This window comes from Aurantimicrobium photophilum (assembly GCF_003194085.1).
GTDB lineage: Bacteria > Actinomycetota > Actinomycetes > Actinomycetales > Microbacteriaceae > Aurantimicrobium > Aurantimicrobium photophilum.
Map to the genome: position 1 here is coordinate 1,258,552 of NZ_CP023994.1, position 16,118 is coordinate 1,274,669.

Here is a 16,118-nt window from a genome sequence, read left to right on the forward strand (position 1 = left end):
ACAACTGCATTTCATAGGACAAAACCAAGGAGCCTTCCGGATAGTGGAAGGCCAATCTGAATGAGCTTTAGGAGCTTGCTTGCAGGCGAGCAGCATCGCCCAGACCTGCTTCAACCAGCTTCTTCGACAAAGCTGCTCCGGTGACCTGCATTACGGGGACAAGTTTGCCTAGATCACGACCATCACTCGGTGCCACGATGCCCAGTGCGGCGATGACATTGCCGCCCTTGCCTCGCAAGGGCACAGCAATGGAAACCGCACCCTCCGCAAGCTCTTCTTGGGTCTTGGCAAAGCCCTGCACCTTGATGGTCTTCAGTTGCGTTTCCAGAACACCGGGATCAGTAATGGTCTGGTCGGTGTAACGATCCAGTGAGTTCAGCACAGCCTTCTGCAGTTCCTGATCACCATGCGCAAGCAGCACCTTGCCCACACCCGTGGCGTGGAGAGCGAGCCGGGAGCCCGGTTTACTGATGACTTCTAGGGTTCTCGAGCCTGCAATACGCTCCACAATCAAACAGCGCAGGCCATCGAGCACCGCGATCTGCACGGCATCGTTGTGGAGTTGGTAGACGTCTTCCATATAGGGAAGTGCCACTTCACGCAGGTCTGAGTGAACCGAAGCCAACAGACCTAGACGCCAAATCTTGCTGCCAATTTCGTAGTCACCATCAGAACCACGAACCAACGCGTTCTGCTTTTCCAACTCGTGCACCAAACGGTGAACGGTGGTCAGCGGTAAATCAGCGCGACGAGAGATCGACGCCAGCGATTGCCGTCGATGCTTCACATCAAAGGTGTCCAAGACAGCGAGCGCGCGACCGGTCACGGTGCGGGTCGGAACGCTTTTCTCGGTCACACTTACAGCCTAGGTCGATAATTCGCGTAATGCCTTGCGAAGCTGAAGCTCAAAGTGAGGCACGTCTTCAGCAATGGTTCCCTGCACGAGTTCAAGATCGAGAAGTGAATATCCATGAGAAATTCTGTTTCTCATGGACTTCATATGGCGCCAGTCATCACTGAAATATGTATCCCGGAGCACAGTGCTTGTTTGAGAAATCGTCTCCAACGCAGCAGCAAGTCTCATATTCACAGCATCAGAGACCGTCGGATCTTCAAAAGGCCCCTTGGTCAGGTGGTACTTCAACATTTCCAAATGATTAAGTGCGTCTCGGACTAACTCCTCATCGGTCCTACTCACAGAGGGACTGCTTCCCCCAGCACACGATCACGAAGAAATGGCCTGAGGCTTTTCTCTCCAACAACATCTACATCGACTCCCAACAATTCGCCGAGTGCGAATTCCAGGCGAACGATACCCATAAGGGTGACACCCTTGTCGAAAGTTACTAACAGGTCAATATCTGAGCCTTCATGCTCTTTGCCCGTCACAACGCTTCCGAAGACCTTCAGGTCCCGAGCACCATGAGATTTCGCAATCTTGATGACCTCGCTGCGGTGCTTACGAAGCTTCTTTCCCAATGGGGTCTTTCCCTGGAAACGCACCAACCTTGAAACCTCAGGCTGGCTCCTGCCCACGGCAGCAGCGATGTCCCGCTGGCTGAGGCCTGCCTTGATTCCCGCGCGGACGGCATCTACCAAAATCTTCCGAGACCTGGCATAGAGCAAGTCAGCAGCGCGGGCTTCAGCCTGCAGCTGCTCAAAAGAAGAAATGGTGGACATATAGTAAATGCTATCAGTTATACACAATCACTGACAGGGCAGTATTCACAAGAAACTTGACCGGTTTAGTGACCGTCGAGTTCCGCCGCGATCGACGCGGCAGCATCCGTCAACGTGGATACCAAACGGTTCACATCAAGCCTGTTCAAGTGCACAATCACTCCAACAGCTGCCACGCACTTGCCATTACGCATGATGGGAACAGCGATAGAGCCGCTTCCTCGGGTCATCTCCTGGCGTGTGATGGAATACCCGTTCTTGCGCACCTCAGCGAGATCCTTCCGCAGCGCATCTGGCTGCGTGATGGATTGCGGAGTGGGCCTGGGCAGAGGTTGTGACAAGTACTGCTCGATGGCTTTCTCGGATTGATACGCCAGCAACACCTTTCCCACACCCGTGGTGTGGAGGGGAAGGTGGCCACCCGCACGGCTGATGGTGGGGATGCTGCGCTCCCCCACGAGACGGTCAACGTAGAGCGCTTGACCACGGTCCAGAACAGCCAGAGTCACGTTCTCTCCGGTCTCTTCATAGAGACGAGCAAGGGTAGGCAGAGCACTTTCGCGCAGACGCTCACTCAAAGGAGCGTGCTGTGCAATGGTCCAGAGCTTTGTGCCCACGCGGAACTTACGGTCACTGCCCTTACTGAGAAACCCTCCCTCTTCGAGTGTTCCCACGATGCGGTGGCAGGTAGACATGGGGAGCTTGGTGAGCTGAGCGAGCTGGGTCAGCGTGAGTGCGCTGTGCTTTTCGTCGAAACAGCCGAGGATCTCCATGGCGCGCTCCAGCAATGCAGTTGGTGCGCCGCTTTCTACCCGTGCTGGGCTCATGATTGGCTCCACTCTGAAACTTCCATCTCATGAAACTTTAGTCTTGTTGCCCCCTTCCGCATAAGCCTGAATAGTCCTAGACGTTCCCCACTACAGCAAAGGTTCAATGATGACCATCTCCATTCGCACCCAGGTCGGCATCCTCGGCGCCGGCCCTGCAGGTCTGCAGCTCGCCCACCTTCTCCAGCGCGCAGGCATCGACTCCGTCGTGATCGACGGCCGTAGCCGCGAAGACATTGAAGGCACCGTCAAGGCCGGCATCCTCGAAGCTCCAGCAGTAGAGGTCCTCGTGGACACTGACGTTGTCACTCGTGACTACGTCGAGACCATGCGTCACGACGGTATCGAGTTCCACTTCGATGGCCACGCCCACCGCTTCGACTTCCCCGCGCTCACCGGCAAGGGCGTCTACCTTTACCCCCAGCACGAAGTGCTCAAGGACCAGATCAAGGCCCGCGTTGCTGCGGGTGTAACTCCCCTTTTCGAGCACCTCGCCGACAAGGTCGTGGACGGCTCCAACGGTCCCATGATTGTGGGCAAGAACGCTCAGGGCGAGGCCTTCGAGATCTCCGCTGACTTCGTCATTGGTGCCGACGGTTCGATGAGCATCGCTCGCGAATACGTCACTGGCAACAAGTTCAGTGGCATGGCCCGTGAATACCCCTTCGGCTGGTACGGAATCCTCGTGGAAGCACCACCCAGCTCTGAAGAGCTCATCTACAGCCGCTCTGAAGAAGGCTTCGTGCTCATCTCCACCCGTGACGAGCACATCCAGCGCATGTACTTCCAGTGCGACCCCAACATGGACGTCAATGCCGTTACTGACGAGCAGATCTGGGACAAGCTCCAGGCTGGAGTCTCCACCCATGAACTGAAGCGCGGCCCTATCTTCCGCAAGGACGTGCTCAAATTCCGCAGCTACGTCCACGACAGCCTGCGCAAGAACAAAGTCTTCCTCATGGGTGACGCTGCACACACCGTTCCCCCCACCGGAGCAAAGGGCCTGAATCTTGCTTTCAGCGATGTGCTGTGGCTGAACCGTGCACTGCGCGAGTACTACCGCTCTGGCTCTGAGCAGTTCTTGGACAGCTACCAGGAAGACGCACTCAAGCGCATCTGGAAGGCCACCAACTACTCCTACATGATGACCACCATGCTGCACATCGCACCAGATGCAACCGACTTCGACAAGAAGCGCCAGGTTGCTGACCTCTACTCACACACCGAGTCGCTAGCTGGTCAGACCTATATCGCTGAAGGTTATGTCGGCTGGGACTACAGCGCAGACGACTGGCGCTAACCAGCACTCAACCAAGAAGAGCCTCCAACCCAGCAGTTGGAGGCTCTTCTTTTTGTTGACTCTTTAGAACGGGTAGGGAGCAATCTCACTTCTGACAGTGAGCCATTGCAGTTCGGTGAAGGCTTCGATATTTGCCTCAGCACCACCGAAACGTGAACCGTTACCGGAGTTACCCACACCGCCGAAGGGGATATTGGGCTCATCGGCGACGGTCTGTTCGTTGATGTGAACCAGACCTGTCGGAACAGAGTCCGCGATCTCCATCGCGATACCCACATCACCCAAGATGCTCAAAGACAGGCCGTATTCCGTGTCGGAGACTAGATCGATGGCTTCTTTGGTGGTGGAGTACTTGAACACGCTGGCGACGGGGCCAAAGATTTCCTCGCTATACGCGGGCATATCTTTGGTCACGCCTGTGAGCACAGTGGGCTTGTAGAACAAGTCCTGGTGAGTACCACCGGCAACCAGAGTTGCGCCAGCATTGACCGTGGCCTTCACGAGGGAGTCCATACGTTCGAGCTGCTTGTGGTCAATGACGGGTCCAAGTGCAACCTGCTCGGTGTGGGGGTTACCCACGGGAAGGTGCTGCGCCTTGCCCGCAAGAATCTCTACGAATTCGTCATACAGAGACTCGTGCACAACGATGCGACCAGTCGACATACAAATCTGACCTTGGTGCAGAAATGATCCAAAGGCAGCAGCACTTGCTGCCTTGGCAACATCTGCACCAGGCAGAACGATGATCGAGTTCTTTCCGCCGAGTTCGAGGTGAACGCGCTTGAGGTTGGCCGAAGCGAGTTCGCCCACCTTGCGGCCGGCAGCTGTGGAACCGGTGAAGGACACCACCCGAACGTCCGGAGCCTCAACGACAGCGACGCCCACATCAGCGGCACCAGGAATGACCTGGAGCAGACCCTTGGGAAGTCCTGCTTCTTCGAAGACACGAGCAATCACGTGTCCGCCGGTAATGGGTGTGCGGGGGTCTGGCTTGAGCACGACAGCATTACCCAAAGCAAGTGCTGGTGCCACGGAACGAATGGAGAGAATTAGCGGAAAGTTGAAGGGCGAGATCACACTGACTACACCGGCAGGGCGGCGGCGAGAGATGCTCCAGTGGTCGTTGTTTGAGGGGTGAACGGAGCCCATGGTGTGGGAAGGAAGTGCGGATGCTTCGTAGCAAATTCCTTGTGCCATATGGGTTTCTAGACCAGCCTTGGGTGGGATAGCGCCTGTTTCGCGCATGATCCACTGACCAATTTCGGCCTCATGTTCGTGCCAGAGGTCTCCAGCTTTGCGCAAGATGGCAGCACGTTCTTCAGGCTTGGTTGCAGCCCAGGCAACCTGCGCCTTGGCAGCATCTTTGGCAGCACGGTGAGCGTCCTGCACAGAGGCGAGTCCTACAGAAGTCAGTACTTGTCCTGTGGCTGGCTCAAAGACGTCGAGGTTGCCGCCGCCGGCTGCAACCCAGTCACCATTGAAGATTTTTCCAGCCCAGGTAGTGGGGTCCAAAAAGTTCATTACTACTCCTCATTGATCAGTAATTAGTTGATTAGTAAATAACTGAGTCGTCAGTTACGGGTTTTCAGCAGGTCTTGTCTCACGCAGTTTCGAATGAGTCCAAGAGTTCGAGTCCACGGTCAGCCCAGAGAATTTCCTGTTCAGCGCGCGCGATGAGACCTTCATAGGTGTAGCGCTTGAACGCCACGACCTTTTGATGGTCTTTCGGTGATGAAATCTCGAGACGCTTGACCAGCAGTGGGTTGGTCAAGGTGTTGATTTCAATAAGTCGAGAAGTCCAGTCTTGGAGCAGTGCGGTGAAGTGCGCCTTGTGTTCGTTGAGAATGACACGAGCATTTTCTGGCTCTGCCCATTCGAGGTAAGCGGCCTTGAGGTGTGCAGGATCGCGCTCGAGGAAATAACCAATAGGTTCGTTCATCCAGAGACGGAATGCTTCGCGGCCCTCATCTGAGATGGCGTATTGGCGTTTGCGTCCGCGTGGACCCCAGGGAACATCACTGCCTTCGAGGAGGCCTTCGGCTTCCATCTTGCGTAGCTCGGGATATATCTGAGAGTCAGGTGCGTTCCACACGTGGGCAACGGACTGCTGGAAAAGCTTAGAAAGGTCGTAGCCCGTCATGGGCTCAACCGTGAGGACAGCAAGGAGTGCGTATCGAAGACTCATCTCAACTCCTTTGCCTGAAATCTTGTAACTAACTATAGACATATGTATTGTGTCTTTAACACTATCTATGGTGATAGTTAGTTTCAAAGAGGAGACATGATGGTTGCTCAGAACTTAGGCAGCACAACAACGACCAAGATTACGAACTACCCGCTCAACGCGTGGTACGTCGCTGCATGGGATTACGAGGTCACTCGCAACCCGATGTCTCGCACAATCGCAGACCGTCCCTTGGCTCTCTATCGCACGGAAGATGGCAAGCCCGTCGCCTTGGCGGATGCCTGCTGGCACCGCCTCGCCCCCCTGTCTATGGGTAAAGCGGTTGGAAAAGATGGCATCCAGTGCCCTTATCACGGCATCGTGTTCAACTCTGCGGGCCGCTGCATCTCCATGCCTGCGCAGGAAACCGTGAACCCCAGCGCCACCGTCCCCTCGTTCCCCGCCGTTCAACGCCACCGTTACGTCTGGGTCTGGCTCGGTGACCCCACCCTCGCCGACCCCGACACCATTCCCAATATGTTCCAGATGGATCACCCTGAGTGGACCGGCGATGGTCGTACCATCCATGCTGACTGCAACTACCAGCTCATCGTGGACAACCTGATGGACCTCACCCACGAAGAGTTCGTGCACGGCTCTAGCATCGGCCAGGCCGAGCTGAGTGAATCAGATTTCACCACCACTCACGATGACACCTCCGTCACCGTGACCCGGTGGATGAAGGGCATCTACCCACCTCCCTTCTGGAAGAAGAACCTGCACGATGTCTTCCCCGGCTATGAGGGTAAGGTCGACCGCTGGCAGATCATTCGTTTCGAAGCTCCCGGCACCATCTGCATTGACGTCGGAGTGGCCAAGGCAGACACCGGCGCCCCCGAGGGTGACCGCAGCCAGGGCGTGAATGCGTTCGTCATGAACACCATCTCCCCCGAGTCCGCCAAGACCAGTCACTACTTCTGGTCCATCCAGCGCAACTACCGCCTGGACAGCCAAACCATCACCACGCAGATGCGTGAAGGTGTGCACGGCGTATTCGGAGAAGACGAAGTCATGCTTCGAGCTCAGCAGAAAGCCATTGACGCCAACCCTGACTACGAGTTTTACAACATCAACATCGATGCCGGCGGCATGTGGGTTCGTCGCCTGCTCGAGCGTCAACTTCTTGCTGAAGGACGCTTGGGAACCAAGCAAGAAGAAGGTTGGACCGAGTAACAATGGCAGCAACCAATATCGAAGTCTGGCAGCAGGGCGAAATCATTGAGATTTCCCAGGCCGCCAACGACATCAAGAAGATTGTTATTCGCCAGTCAAAGCCGGCAAAGGCTGACCCTGGATCCCACATTGACCTCATGGTGAAGGCAAACGGAGAAATGGTTCGCCGTTCCTACTCCGTGGTCTCGCAGAGCGAGGACCTTAAGGACCTCACTCTGGGTGTGTTCTTGGTTCCTAACTCTCGCGGTGGCTCTATCGCGGTGCATGAGCTGAACGTGGGCGACCAGCTGGACATCACTCAGCCACTGCAGAACTTCCCCCTGCGTGTAGGTGCAGAGCGCTATGTGCTCATCGCCGGTGGCATTGGCGTCACCGCCATCATGGCGATGGCGGCTGTGCTCAAGCGCATTGGTGCCAACTACACGCTGATGTATGCAGCACGCAGTAGAGATGCCATGGCATTCCGTGAGGAGCTTGAAGCTCTCCACGGCGAGAACCTGCAGATCTTCTTTGATGAAGACAAGAACTTCATTCAGATTCCTGAACTCATCGCATCCCTGGATGACAACACCGAGCTCTATATCTGTGGCCCTATTCGCTTGATGGATGCTGTGCGTCGCACCTGGCTCGACAGCGAGCTTGAAAACACCAACCTCCGCTTTGAAACCTTTGGTGCCAGCGGCTGGTATGACCCAGAGGAATTCATCGTTCGCATACCTGCGAAGAATGTTGAAGTTCTCGTCAATAAGCAGCACTCCATGCTGGAAGCCCTCGAAGCCGCTGGCGTGGACATGCTTTCTGATTGCCGTAAGGGCGAGTGTGGGCTGTGTGAAGTTCGCGTACTGAACCTCAAGGGCCGTGTTGACCACCGTGACGTGTTCTATAGCGAACGCCAGAAGGAAGAGAACGAGAAGATCTCGTGCTGCGTCTCCCGTATCGTGACCTCAGAATCTGGTCTGGCAGCGGATGCGTCTGGTCCAGCTTTGGTCGAGATTGTCACCACATAAAGAGGTCTAGTCCTCGAGTGGTGAAATCACGACCGAAGTGGGTGAGAGATCCGGGATCTCTAACATCATTTTGGTCAAAAGCTTGCGCAGCTGTGCCTGTTCACGCGGGCTCAGTCTGCTCAAAATAATGTCTTCACCCGAGAGGGAGATGGGCATCATCTTGTCATGCATCTGAGCCCCCTCAGGGGTGAGATAAAGGTGTCGTGAACCACGAGGTCCATCACTGACGGCAATGAGCTTGCGATCAATAAGGGTGTTGACCGCCTTGGAAACCACAGCCTTATTCATGGCCAAGAACTCTGACACGTCTGTTGCACTACTGCCAGGCGTATTGGCCAATGCAGATATAACACGCCAGTCATTGGTACCTAGGTTGAACTCTTGGCGCATCAACATTGATTCTCGCCACACCAGTGCATTAGAGAGAAGAGCAAGAAGCCGAGGAGTGAACGCGTCACTATCGATCAACTGAGACAACGGCTCAGTAATTATTTCTTGCTTGCCGATATGAGGAACGCTGGAACCAGAGGCAACCGTAATTGCCTTGACGGTTCTTTTCGAAGCTGTCATTTCCCCAACCAGATTGTTCTGTGCTGAAAACAGTTAGTCAACATCGACCAACGAACCCAAAGTTTAACAGTGGATTCGTTGGCCGAGGTTGAGTGAAACACTAGTGAGCCTGAGCGGCTAGCGCCTCTGCATCGATGGTTGCGATAGAGCGGGTGTCTTGGAATGCACGGATACCTTCGATGCCTTGTTCGCGGCCAAAGCCCGAATTCTTCATACCTCCGAATGGTGCGCGAAGGTCAAGGCGGGTTGCACCGTGGTCGTTGATCCAGACATAACCACACTGCAGCTTGGAACCAACACGGTTCGCAGCAACAGGGTCAGCAGTCCACACTGAACCAGCCAGACCAGCCCAGGTGTCATTTGCAGCGGCAATAGCTTCTGCTTCGGTGCTAAAGGGAATCAGCGGAATAACGGGACCGAACTGTTCTTCAACGACGACTCCCAAGGAGGGATCAGGGTTGATAACAAGTGCGGGGCGGACAAAGTTTCCTGCAGCTAGTTCACCGGTAGGCAGTTCACCAAACTCGCGTACATCTGCTCCAGCATCCTTAGCTTCACGGATGAGTTTCTCGACGAAAGCCTTTTGACTTGGTGCGTGGAGAGGTCCCATGGTGGTGTCAGGATCAAGACCGTAACCAAGCTTGACCTTCTCGAGACGAGCGGTCAGACCTTCGACAACCTCATCCATTCGAGATTCGTGAACGTAAATACGCTTTGCGTTCATGCAGATCTGACCAGTGGTGTCGAAAATGGCACCGTAGAGGCGGTCGAGGTGAGTGTCATCGATGATGGCGTCTTCCAGGAAGATAGCCGCATCGTTTCCACCGAGCTCCAGGGTGACGCGAGTCAGCGCCTTGGAAGCCATAGACATGATGCGCTTTCCACCGCCGACGCTACCGGTGAAGCAGACCTTGGCAATGTCTTCGCTCTCGATGAGAGCAGCCATGTCTTCGTCCTTACCGGTGACGACGTTAAGGACACCAGCTGGCAACTTGGCAGCGATGCGTTCAATCACGCGAGTGGTTGCCAAAGGTGCAGTCAGTGGTGGCTTCACAATGACGGTGTTACCTGCGAGCAGTGCGTGAGGCAATGCAGCACCGAGGATGGCGATGGGCCAGTTGAACGGAACGATGATGGTGACCACACCGAGGGGCTGGTGCTGAACCTCTGTGGAGACGGGGATGCCAGGTGCGACAGGAAGTGTCTTTCCGGAATCTACCTGGTCAGCTATCATGAGTGCCAGGTTCCAGCGGATTTCGAAGACGAGAGAGTCAATCCAACCCTCGAAACGGACCTTGCCGTTTTCGCGAGAGAGAACTGCGGCATCGTCATCACGTGCTTCAGCTATTCCCTGAATTGCTTCAGACATGAGATCTGCACGCTCAACAGCCGACATGGAAGACCATGAAGGGAATGCGTTCTTTGCTACGGAAATTGCGTAGTCAACGTTTTGCTTCGTAGCTGCGGCTGCATAGCCCACAACTTCGCCGCGCTTGGCGGGGTCTGCAATTTCAAGGTGTTCCACGGTGTCGCGCGATGCGCCTCCGATGAACAACCCCGTACGGATGATGTCCTTATCGCCCATTATCAAAGCACCTCTCTGTGTCCTGAATCGTGTGTGCCAACTGTCTTAGTTTGCATCTGTTGTGACAGCCTAAAGTAAAACCGGTTTACTTGTAAACAAGTTTTCATAACATTATGTTTACAAGTAAACAACAAAATGATAACGTTCTTGAAAATCTTGTTTATGTGTAAACAGGATTCGTGTTACTGTCATCACATCAACCCAGTTAGATGGAGTTGATTCACCGAAACTTTGATCTCTAAACAGAGATCACCAACCAGGGTCATCAACGAGGAGGCACCTGATGAGTACATCAATTTCACTCAGCAGCGAACCAAAGCACACGGTCGCTGAGCTCGAGGACCTGGCGTACGAGCTTCGCGAGAAGCTTCTTTACCTTTGCGGAACATACGAAGGCGCAGTCCACATTGGTGGTGATTTGTCCCTTGCTGACATGCTCACCGCGCTGTACCACTACGGCCTGAATGTAGACCCCAATGACATCTCTAACCCCAACCGAGACCGTTTCATCTTGAGTAAGGGCCACGCCGCAGTGTGCATGTATATCAGCATGGCAATGCGTGGCTTCTTTGACTTCGAAGACATTGTCGCCACATACGGACAGCTTGGTAGCGCCTACGGCATGCACCCATGCAAGGTTCAGCTTCGCGGCGTTGAGGCTTCAACCGGATCTCTGGGTCATGGCCTCCCCATTGCTGTAGGTATGGCTAAGAGCGCTCGTCAGAAGGGAGAGAAGCACCGCGTCTTCTGCGTCCTCGGTGACGGCGAGACGGGTGAAGGTTCCGTCTGGGAAGCAGCCATGGCGGCTCGGAGCAGTCAGCTCGGGAACCTCGTTGCTTTCGTGGACCGTAACCACCAACTCATGACTAGCTTCAGCGAAGATCGAGTTGTTCTCGAGCCATACCTGGGCAAGTGGGCATCCTTTGGCTGGAATGTCGTTTCGGTAGACGGCCACAACATGCAGGACCTAGTCAACATCATTGATAACCTGCCTAGCTCTGACAGCACGCGTCCCACCGTCGTAATCTGCGAAACCATTAAGGGTAAGGGCGTCGACTTCATGGAGCGCAACATCGCCTGGCACGCTGGCTCGTTAGGCGCAGCTGATTTAGAACGAGCGATGGCCGCTCTCGAGTCCACACGTAAGGTGGTGTCGGCATAATGCCCGTTACATTTACATTCGGCGAATGGCTTTCAGCCCGTTCAGTTATTGGGTCTACTCTTGCTGAGCTCGGTGGCGAATACAACAACCTCTGGACTATCACTCCAGAAATCGGAGCTACCCTCGGTGAGTTCCGTTCCCTTTACCCAGACCGCTTCATCGATGTCGGTATCGCGGAGCAAGTCAGCATTGGTGTTGCTGCAGGTCTGGCATACGAAGGAAACATTCCGGTTGTCTCCGGAATGTTGCCCTTCCTGAGTATGCGTGCGTTGGAGCAAATTCGCTCCGACGTCTGTTACCCCAACCTCCCCGTGAAGATCATTGGTACTCACGGTGGTTTGGTTGGTAATGGTGGATCCACTCACTACGCCGTTGAGGACCTCGCACTGATGTGTGCGCTCACCAACATGACAGTGACCTCGATCGCTGACCCTCTGATGGCTGGTGACATTCTTCGCCAGTCCATGAAGATGTCTGGCCCGATCTACATCCGCTTGGGTGTCGGTAAGTCCGACATGGTTCTCTACGAACCCGGTCAGCACGACATCCAAATCGGTAAGGGCATTGTTGCTCGCGATGGCTACGACGCCACCATCTTTACCCACGGCACCACCGTTGCTCAGGCACTGGAAGCCGCTGAAACCCTTGGCGCACTGGGTCACTCCATCCGCGTCGTCGACATGTTCACCCTCAAGCCCATTGACGCAGACCTCATTGAGCGCTGCGCAAAGGAAACAGGCGGACGCTTCGTTGTTCTCGAGGATCACCTGGCATATGGCGGTCTGGCATCGCGCATTGCTGATGTCCTCGTCGACCGCAGCATCAATCTCACTGCCTTCGAGCGCCTGGGTATCCCCCAGGTTTACGCCGGATTCGGTGGCGATGAAGAGCTTCGCGATAAATACGGTTACGGCCTCACTTCAACTATCAGCGCAATCATGCGAGTGTTAGCTACTAAGTAGTTCGCACCCAAACAATCACTCATTCAACGGAGAATTTTGATGAAGACAGTAGCGGTCACCAAGATCGGGAGCCTGCGGGACACCAACGAGGAAACTCGTGGCGTCATCGGGGTTGTCGATTTCCCTGAACAGCCCCTCGGCCCTGAGGATGTTCGCGTTCGGGTCGCCTACGCTGCTATCTGTGGTTCAGACCCTCACCTGGCTGAAGGCTTCTTCGGGACTGACGTCCCCATTGGCCTCGGACATGAGATCTCAGGCGTCATCGAAGCACTCGGCGAGCGCGCTACCCGCACTGGCCTCAAGGTGGGAGACCGCGTAGCCGGTAACTTCCTTCGTTTCTGCGGAACCTGCGGCCCCTGCCGCGATGGTCAGCAGCAGTTCTGTGAATTCATTCAGGATTACAACCGTCCCGGCATGGCCGAGACGGTGACCTGGCACGAATCACAGGTCTACAAGCTCCCTGACAACGTCAGCCTGCTCAAGGGCTGCTTGCTCGAGCCCACCTCAGTTGCAGTGCGTATTGCCGATAAGACCAACATCCGTGTTGGTGACCGTGTAGCCATCTGTGGCGGTGGCCCCATCGGTCAACTCGCTCTTCAAATGATGAAGATGAATGGTGCTACTTCTCTAACACTCATTGAGCCCATCGCAGAACGCCGTGAGATGGCTCTGCGTCACGGTGCAGATTTTGTCATCGACCCCATCACTGAGAACCAGGGTGAGCGCACCAAAGAGATCACCGGTGGTCGTGGATACGACATCGTCATTGACGCGTCCGGTTCTCCTCGTGCAGTCCAGGGTCTTCTGGACATTGCTGCCAAGGGCGGAACGGTTATCTACGGGGCTATGTATCCTCATGACTTCGAGATGCCCCTGAACCTTTCGGACTATCTCTACCTTAAGGAGCTCACCCTCACAGGTGTCTTCATCTCTCCTTACACTTTCCCTCGTGCTCTGCAGATTCTTCCTCACCTGAATCTTGATGAGCTCACACAGTCTGTTATCGATCTGGAAAATGCTGCGGATGCGTTCGAAGTCCACATCAGCGGCAAGTTTCCCAAGGTTGTTATCCGGTGTAATGATCTCGACGACAACGGAGGTAACTCATGAATGCGGTAACTACCTCCGAAAAGATGGAAGCACCTTACGCAATTGAGGCGCACAACATTTTCAAACACTTTGACGGCGTGCACGCCCTGAGTGGGGTCAATCTATCGGTCAAGACCGGTGAAATCCACGCACTCTTGGGCGAAAACGGTGCGGGTAAGTCCACATTGGTCAAGGTCATCACCGGTATTTATGCCCCAGATTCTGGTGAAATCCGACGCAATGGTGACCCTGTTGAATTCAGTAGTGTTCGCATGGCTAATGCGGCAGGAATTGTGGCTCTCTACCAGGAGCTCTCCATCATCCCCTCAATTAGCGTTGCCGAAAATATCTTGTTGGGCGAGCAAACCCCCAGCAAGGCAGGCTTCGTCCAATGGTCCGCACTTCGAAAGAGAGCACAGGAGCAACTTGACCGCCTGAACCAAAAGATTCCCCTCAACAAGCTCGCTGGGGAGCTCTCTCCGGTGCAGCAGACGATGGTCGCCTTTGCTCGCGCGCTGGCAACTGATGCTCGTGTGCTCATTTTGGATGAGCCCACCGCATCGTTGACGGACACCGAAATCAGAGATCTCTTTGCCGTGCTCCGCAAGTTGCGCGACCAGGGTGTGGCCATTATTTATGTCTCACACCGCCTGGAAGAAGTCTTCGAGCTGTGTGACCGCCTCACCATCATGCGTAACGGCGAGACAATCATTTCGAAAAACGTTTCTGACTCCAACATTGACGAAGTCATCTCCACCATGGTGGGTCGTGACGCGGGCGAGCTGTACCCTGAACGCGGCACGGCAACAACAGAAATTGCGCTCACTGTTGAGGGTGTCAATGGTCGGCGAGTCAAAGACATCAGCTTTTCTGCCCACAAGGGTGAAGTTCTCGGAATTGGCGGTCTTGCCGGATCAGGTCGTAGCGAGTTGCTCCGCATCCTTGCTGGCGCGCAAAAGCACACGTCCGGAGTCGTCACAATTGGTGATGTTGAACTTCCCGGCTCACCTGGAGTGAACCGTGCACTCGATGCTGGAATCGCGTTGGTACCAGAAGAACGCCGCAGTCAGGGCGTGATTTTGAGCGCATCCATTCGTGACAACATTGCGCTTGCCAATATCCCTGCCGTGAGCTCGTTAGGCCTCGTTTCGGGAAACAAGATCACCTCTCTAACCGAGAACGGGATCAAAAACCTGCAGATCAAGGCACGCAATCAACGTCAAACAGTTGGCCAGCTGTCGGGCGGAAACCAACAAAAGGTCGTTCTGGCCAAGATGTTGGCCCGGAAGCCCAAGGTTCTGCTGATGGATGAGCCCACCCGAGGTATTGATGTGGGAACAAAGGCAGAAATCTATCGCCTTATCCGCGAGCTTGCTGCCGGTGGCACAACCATCATCGCAGTGAGTTCAGAGTTACCTGAACTCATCGGGATGAGCGACCGAATTCTCATCATGCACGAAGGCCATATTTCAGGCGAGGTCCAAGCTGACATCGCGAACGACGAACTTCTTCTGTCCTACTGCTACGGAAAGGCAACAAAATAATGACGAAAACCAGTACCGGACGTATTACTGGAACCGCAATCGGTAGGACTCTTCTCCAGGGCGGAACAGTTATTGCACTGATTGTCCTTATTGGATTCTTCTTTGCTATGAGGCCTGACATCTTCCTCACCTTTGTCAACGTGAAGAACATTATGTATCAGGTGTCCATCCTGGCCATCATTGCCGGCGCTCAAACAATTGTGATGGTTTTGGGCGACTTCGACCTATCTGTTGGGGCAACTTCTACACTTGCCGGTGCTGTCGCTGGCGCGCTCATGATTGGGGGCACACCAGTCCCTGTTGCCATAGCAGCAGCACTAGTAGTTGGTTTGATTGTCGGCCTCATCAATGGTGTCCTCATTGCCTATCTCAACCTGTCTGCGTTCGTTGCAACACTGGCCACCATGACCTCGGTCATCGGTGTGGCATTCATCGTGACTGAAGGAACCACACTCTTCAACTTCCCTGCAGAATTCAACGAACTAGGACAGGGAAAGATTTTCAATGTTCCCCTTCCTGTCTACTTCGCGATTGTGGTTTCCGTGCTGATTTGGGCCCTGCTGAAATTCACCACAATTGGTCGAAGCTGGCACGCCATTGGTGGAAACGTAGAAGTTTCACGTCTTTCTGGCGTCAAGGTTCGTCGTGCTCGACTCATGGCATTCACCATCGCAGGTGTCGTTGCCGCATTTGGCGGTGTGCTGCTTGCAGCCCGACTTGGCAGTGCCAGCGCAGTACAAGGTAGCGACAACACGCTTCTATCTGTTGCCGCCGTCTTCCTAGGCATGACCGTCATCAAGTCAGGTATGTCAAACCTCGGAGGCACCATGGTCGGCGTGGGAATCATCGGCGTGATGAGCAATGGACTCAACATCCTGGGCGTCAATGCCTACGTTCAGCAGGTGGTCACCGGCGTGATCATCATTCTGGCAGTGACACTGTCAGGCCTCAAGACTCGTGAGAGATAGCTCGCTATTTCTCACGTGAAACCTGGG

At 54.7% G+C, this 16,118-nt stretch carries 16 protein-coding genes; 8 read left to right on the top strand and 8 right to left on the bottom strand.

The genetic code is table 11. The features are described from left to right. Nucleotides 1-67: 67 nt before the first annotated feature. The 4 genes from AURMO_RS06255 to AURMO_RS06270 all read right to left on the bottom strand — a co-directional run bounded on the left by AURMO_RS06255 (nucleotide 68) and on the right by AURMO_RS06270 (nucleotide 2,507). On the bottom strand, nucleotides 68-856 hold the full coding sequence (locus tag AURMO_RS06255) for an IclR family transcriptional regulator (protein ID WP_110234114.1): 789 nt from the start codon (nucleotides 854-856) through the stop codon (nucleotides 68-70). Nucleotides 857-865: 9 nt separating this feature from the next. Further along, nucleotides 866-1,198 carry a HepT-like ribonuclease domain-containing protein gene (locus AURMO_RS06260; protein ID WP_338021089.1) on the bottom strand — a complete coding sequence of 111 codons (333 nt, stop codon included), beginning with the start codon at nucleotides 1,196-1,198 and terminating at the stop codon, nucleotides 866-868. Next, nucleotides 1,195-1,680: a nucleotidyltransferase family protein gene (locus tag AURMO_RS09010; protein ID WP_204163600.1), complete on the bottom strand. Its 486-nt coding sequence runs from the start codon at nucleotides 1,678-1,680 to the stop codon at nucleotides 1,195-1,197. Before AURMO_RS09010 ends, AURMO_RS06260 begins: the two co-directional genes overlap by 4 nt. Nucleotides 1,681-1,745: 65 nt before the next feature. After that, complete coding sequence (locus AURMO_RS06270) at nucleotides 1,746-2,507, bottom strand: IclR family transcriptional regulator (protein WP_110234118.1); 762 nt, start codon at nucleotides 2,505-2,507, stop codon at nucleotides 1,746-1,748. Between the two features lie 106 nt (nucleotides 2,508-2,613). Here AURMO_RS06270 and AURMO_RS06275 point away from each other — a divergent pair, with 106 nt between their 5' ends. After that, a complete protein-coding gene (locus tag AURMO_RS06275) occupies nucleotides 2,614-3,807 on the top strand; it encodes a 4-hydroxybenzoate 3-monooxygenase (protein WP_338021090.1) in 1,194 nt (397 codons plus the stop codon). Between the two features lie 63 nt (nucleotides 3,808-3,870). Here AURMO_RS06275 and AURMO_RS06280 read toward each other — a convergent pair whose 3' ends face one another. Beyond that, on the bottom strand, nucleotides 3,871-5,328 hold the full coding sequence (locus tag AURMO_RS06280) for a benzaldehyde dehydrogenase (protein ID WP_110234121.1): 1,458 nt from the start codon (nucleotides 5,326-5,328) through the stop codon (nucleotides 3,871-3,873). Between the two features lie 79 nt (nucleotides 5,329-5,407). After that, on the bottom strand, nucleotides 5,408-5,992 hold the full coding sequence (locus AURMO_RS06285) for a PadR family transcriptional regulator (RefSeq protein ID WP_110234123.1): 585 nt from the start codon (nucleotides 5,990-5,992) through the stop codon (nucleotides 5,408-5,410). Nucleotides 5,993-6,091: 99 nt separating this feature from the next. Here AURMO_RS06285 and AURMO_RS06290 point away from each other — a divergent pair, with 99 nt between their 5' ends. Next, on the top strand, nucleotides 6,092-7,204 hold the full coding sequence (locus AURMO_RS06290) for an aromatic ring-hydroxylating oxygenase subunit alpha (RefSeq protein WP_420807782.1): 1,113 nt from the start codon (nucleotides 6,092-6,094) through the stop codon (nucleotides 7,202-7,204). 2 nt (nucleotides 7,205-7,206) lie between these two features. Beyond that, entirely contained in the window at nucleotides 7,207-8,211 is a 1,005-nt protein-coding gene (locus tag AURMO_RS06295; RefSeq protein WP_110234127.1) for a PDR/VanB family oxidoreductase, read from the top strand. A gap of 6 nt (nucleotides 8,212-8,217) precedes the next feature. Here AURMO_RS06295 and AURMO_RS06300 read toward each other — a convergent pair whose 3' ends face one another. Both AURMO_RS06300 and AURMO_RS06305 read right to left on the bottom strand, forming a co-directional pair. Further along, entirely contained in the window at nucleotides 8,218-8,781 is a 564-nt protein-coding gene (locus AURMO_RS06300; RefSeq protein WP_110234129.1) for a MarR family winged helix-turn-helix transcriptional regulator, read from the bottom strand. A gap of 100 nt (nucleotides 8,782-8,881) precedes the next feature. Continuing rightward, a complete protein-coding gene (locus AURMO_RS06305; RefSeq protein WP_110234131.1) occupies nucleotides 8,882-10,366 on the bottom strand; it encodes an aldehyde dehydrogenase family protein in 1,485 nt (494 codons plus the stop codon). Nucleotides 10,367-10,649: 283 nt separating this feature from the next. Here AURMO_RS06305 and AURMO_RS06310 point away from each other — a divergent pair, with 283 nt between their 5' ends. Genes AURMO_RS06310 through AURMO_RS06330 form a run of 5 tightly spaced genes read left to right on the top strand, consistent with a single transcriptional unit; the run spans nucleotide 10,650 to nucleotide 16,091 of the window. Further along, nucleotides 10,650-11,528 (top strand): transketolase, encoded by an 879-nt coding sequence (locus AURMO_RS06310; RefSeq protein ID WP_110234133.1) that lies wholly within the window; start codon nucleotides 10,650-10,652, stop codon nucleotides 11,526-11,528. Then, complete coding sequence (locus tag AURMO_RS06315) at nucleotides 11,528-12,490, top strand: transketolase family protein (RefSeq protein WP_110234135.1); 963 nt, start codon at nucleotides 11,528-11,530, stop codon at nucleotides 12,488-12,490. The genes AURMO_RS06310 and AURMO_RS06315 overlap by 1 nt, the downstream gene beginning before the upstream one ends. A 39-nt stretch (nucleotides 12,491-12,529) precedes the next feature. Beyond that, nucleotides 12,530-13,600: an alcohol dehydrogenase catalytic domain-containing protein gene (locus AURMO_RS06320; protein ID WP_110234137.1), complete on the top strand. Its 1,071-nt coding sequence runs from the start codon at nucleotides 12,530-12,532 to the stop codon at nucleotides 13,598-13,600. Further along, nucleotides 13,597-15,123 carry a sugar ABC transporter ATP-binding protein gene (locus tag AURMO_RS06325; protein ID WP_239406810.1) on the top strand — a complete coding sequence of 509 codons (1,527 nt, stop codon included), beginning with the start codon at nucleotides 13,597-13,599 and terminating at the stop codon, nucleotides 15,121-15,123. The genes AURMO_RS06320 and AURMO_RS06325 overlap by 4 nt, the downstream gene beginning before the upstream one ends. Next, entirely contained in the window at nucleotides 15,123-16,091 is a 969-nt protein-coding gene (locus AURMO_RS06330; RefSeq protein WP_110234139.1) for an ABC transporter permease, read from the top strand. The genes AURMO_RS06325 and AURMO_RS06330 overlap by 1 nt, the downstream gene beginning before the upstream one ends. Nucleotides 16,092-16,118 lie beyond the last annotated feature (27 nt).